A 3878-nucleotide genomic window follows, 5' to 3' on the forward strand; every position below is an offset into this window, starting at 1 on the left:
CCCCGACAGCATCTTTGTCTGCACACGTAGTGCTTGAGCTCCATACACCCCGCACCAACGCCGAAGAAACGCATAATTTACGCATAGTTTTACTCCCTTTATTATGGTTTTCGTTTTGTACAGTTACACATTGCATATTAAGTGGTATTAGAAGGTACGACCAATCTCAAATTGTATTGACTTGGTATCATCACCTTTTTTGTCATTCAATGGGTACGCATAGCTCAATGATAATGGCCCAATCATGGTAATCCATGTAAACCCAACACCTGCGCTATAACGTATTTCATTGAAATCAACATCATATTCGTCAGATTCGGTATCAAAAACTTGACCACCCTCGATAAACATCACAGGGCGAATCTGACGTGCCCAGTCACTCTTGGTTGGCATTGGCAAAACAAGCTCCATACCACCTTGAATCAAAGCATTACCACCGACCTCTTCTGGTGACGGATCTTCTGAGTTTGTTTCTTCAAAAATGACCGACTCATATCGTGGACCAAGCGTATTGGTGTCAAAACCACGCACCGAGCCATAGCCACCCGCAAAGAAGTTTTTGTAGAATGGTAGATCATGCCCATAACCAAGCTTACCGTAACCACGTAAGACAAAGCCGCTATCCCAAAGTGGTAGATAGGCTTGTGTATCATAAGTTGCTTTTTGATACTCGACATCGCTACCCGGTAATGCTGCATCAACACTTAAGCGATGATAGATACCACGAGTTGGGAATACTGGTCGGTTTAAAGTGTTATACGCCCAAGACAGATTCAAGTTATACGTAAGAAATTCCCCCTCAAACTGGCTTGGATAAGTCTCAGGACTCGTACACGACCCGTTACCACCACTTGGGCACTCAGACTGTCCTATTGCTTTCCCATCATTTTCAAGTAAATAATCACGAATATATGTGGATACCATTGGTCCTGTCGTCACTTTGGTTTGGTCAACATTCAGCGTCGCACTAATGTTTTGATTTTCATCCAGTGGATAACCGAACGTTAATGAACCTCCCACAGAATCCGTCACATAATTGCTGACGTTATAATTTTCGTCGAGTTTAGTTTGACGGTAATATACATTGAAACCACGGCTGATGCCATCAATGGTAAAATATGGGTCGTAAATATTTAAATTATAATAATCAAGAGTTTGTGATCGTGACAAGTCGACCGACACTCGATTCCCCGTCCCCATAAAGTTGGTCTGGCTTAAGCCCAACTGATAGGTCACACCACCACTTTCAGAATAACCGACTGCAATCGTGCTCGTACCTGAGTGTTGTTCTTCCACTTTGACATCCAAATCCATTTGATCTGGTGCATTCGGCACACGTACAGGTTTAATATCGACCGTTTTAAAGAAACCTGTACGCTCTAAACGCACCTTAGACAAGTCAATTTTTTCATTACTTGCTAAAGCACCTTCCATCTGACGCAATTCACGGCGTAATACTTCATCGGCAGTTTTATTATTCCCAGTAAAGTTGATCCGACGTACGGTGATTTGCTGACCTGGATTGATGTAATAATTTAGATCAACCGTTTTATTTTCTTCATTAATTTCAGGGACAACGTTGACTTCTGCATAATAGTAACCTGCATTACCAAACTTACGTGTCAAGAGTTGCTTCAATGTATTAACACGAGCTTGTGAATAGGTTTCTCCTGGTTTATAAAGTTGTAAAGCTTTGAGCTCTGCCTCGCTGTAAAGCGCATCACCTAAAAACTTGGTTTCACCAAATTTAAATTGCTCACCTTCATCAATACTGACTTCAATAAAAATACGCTTTTTATCTTCACTGAGATTCAACTGCGAATTAAGTACCTCAAAGTTGATATAACCATCATTGAGATACATCGCACGAAGTGCCTCTAGGCTTGCGGTCATACGCTCTTTGGCATAGCGATCATTACGGGTCAAGATCGATGACCAAGAGCTTTCTTTGACTGCAAATACACGCTGAATATCATCATCTTCAAAGACTGTATTACCAATGACGTTGATGTTGACGACTTTCGCTGCATCACCTTCATTAAATAACAGCTTTAAATCAACACGGTTGTTTGGGCGAGCAACAGTTTGCACTTGCACGTCTGCGTTATAACGACCTTGTTGGGTATATTGTTGTTCAAGTTCATTTTCAACTGACTGTAAAGCTGACTTTTTCAGGACTTCGCCTTCAGCCAAGCCCATTTTTTTCAAACCTTCTGTTAAGGCTTCGTCTGGAATCAGCTTATTGCCATCAAGTTCGACTTTTGCAATGACTGGACGCTCAACCACTTTAAATGTTAAAACATTGCCTTGTCGACTGGCTTGCACATCATCAAAGTTGCCTGAGTCATACAATGCACGTACTGATGCAGCAATCGCTGTATCATCGACTTGATCACCGCTACTGACTGGCAAAACAGCATACACTGATGCGGGTGTCAAACGTACCAAGCCATCGATACGAATATCACTGACTTGAAAAGTTTCTGCATGTACAGTTTGTACAATCGCCATCGCACTGACCAGTGCTAAAGGCATAAAATAAGCATTGTGACGCATAGTGTTCAGTTCCAGTCTTTTTTCAGTCGTTGGTTTTGTCCGAAAACGCCACCATCAAATCTTTGTATAAAAATTCTTTGCGTAAATACGCTCATCTATCATTCGGATTTTAGATTGATAAATGAAATCCAAAATCTTAGGTTTTCAAGTCGATCAATTTTTTAAAATCTCATCGACTAAAACCGCATAAAGTCATTAAACAATGCCAACAACATCATCATGCCAAGCAATGCCATGCCAATTTTAAGCCCAAACATCTGCACTTGCTCTGAAACAGGTCGCCCACGAATCAATTCGATGAGGTAATATACTAAATGTCCGCCGTCAAGCATAGGAATCGGTAACAAATTTAACACACCTAGACTGACACTCATCAGCGCCATAAAGGAGAAAAAGGTCTGCCAACCCATTTCCGCACTTTGCCCTGCGACTTTGGCAATGGTAATTGGTCCTGACAAATTGTCTAATCCAATTAACCCTTTTACCATTTTAACAATCCCATTGAATGTCATCACAGACAACTGCCATGTCTTATCTCCCGCACGGAACAATGCTTCCATCGGGCTATATTGAATCGTCTGCTTATACGCATCCGGAATCACAAAACTCTCAGCTTTAATCCCTGCACCAATAAAACCTGTTTCCGTACCCATCGCATCTTTACGTGCTTGAGGCATAACTTTTAAATCAATACTTTGAGCATTACGTAGCACAGTAAATGTCATCAGCTTCTCAGGCGACTGGCGAATATATTCCACCACCTGATACCAATCATCTACCACATTGCCATTAATCGCTGTAATCTGATCACCAACTTTCATGCCTTGACGCTCTGCAGCACCACCTGAGCTAATCTCACCAATCACAGGTTTGATTTTCGCCTGATACGGCATAAAGCCTAAACTTTGTAATGGTGATTGACTTTGATCTTTAATAAAATTTTCTATTGGTAACTGCTTTTCTAAAGTTTGAGTGCCATTAGGTGAAACTTGACGCTCCACCTGTACCGCAAGTGTCCCACTCTCACCCATACGCTCAAGCAAAGCATAATTCAACTTTTCCCAAGTCGGCGTCGCCTGACCATCAACTGCAGTGATTTTATCACCAATACGCAGATCAACTTGTGCAGCAGGAGTTTGCTCCAAAACCCTTCCAATACGCGTATTGAGTTGTTCACTGGCAGGTAGATACAAAATCCAAAATAACACGACAGCCAACAACAAATTGATCAATGGCCCTGCTGCAACAATGGCAATACGTTTCCACACCGACTGACGATTAAAAGCAAGATGCGCTTGATCTTTTGGCACATCACCTTCTCG

At 41.8% G+C, this 3878-nt stretch carries 2 protein-coding genes; both read right to left on the bottom strand.

What is annotated here, in order from left to right:
* Window positions 1-147: 147 nt before the first annotated feature.
* Window positions 148-2556, bottom strand: coding sequence for an outer membrane protein assembly factor BamA (gene bamA / locus ACE3PQ_RS00025; RefSeq protein ID WP_374294022.1), 2409 nt, complete (start codon window positions 2554-2556; stop codon window positions 148-150).
* A gap of 176 nt (window positions 2557-2732) precedes the next feature.
* Window positions 2733-3878, bottom strand: a 1146-nt coding sequence (gene rseP, locus ACE3PQ_RS00030) for an RIP metalloprotease RseP (protein WP_374294024.1), incomplete at its 5' end; no start/stop codon positions are given.

The organism is Acinetobacter sp., assembly GCF_041911495.1.
In the GTDB taxonomy this organism is placed as follows: Bacteria; Pseudomonadota; Gammaproteobacteria; order Pseudomonadales; family Moraxellaceae; genus Acinetobacter.

Coding starts and splice junctions, on each gene's coding strand:
- bamA (WP_374294022.1), bottom strand. CDS start 2,556: ATGCGTCACAATGCTTATTTTATGCCTTTAGCACTGGTCAGTGCGATG.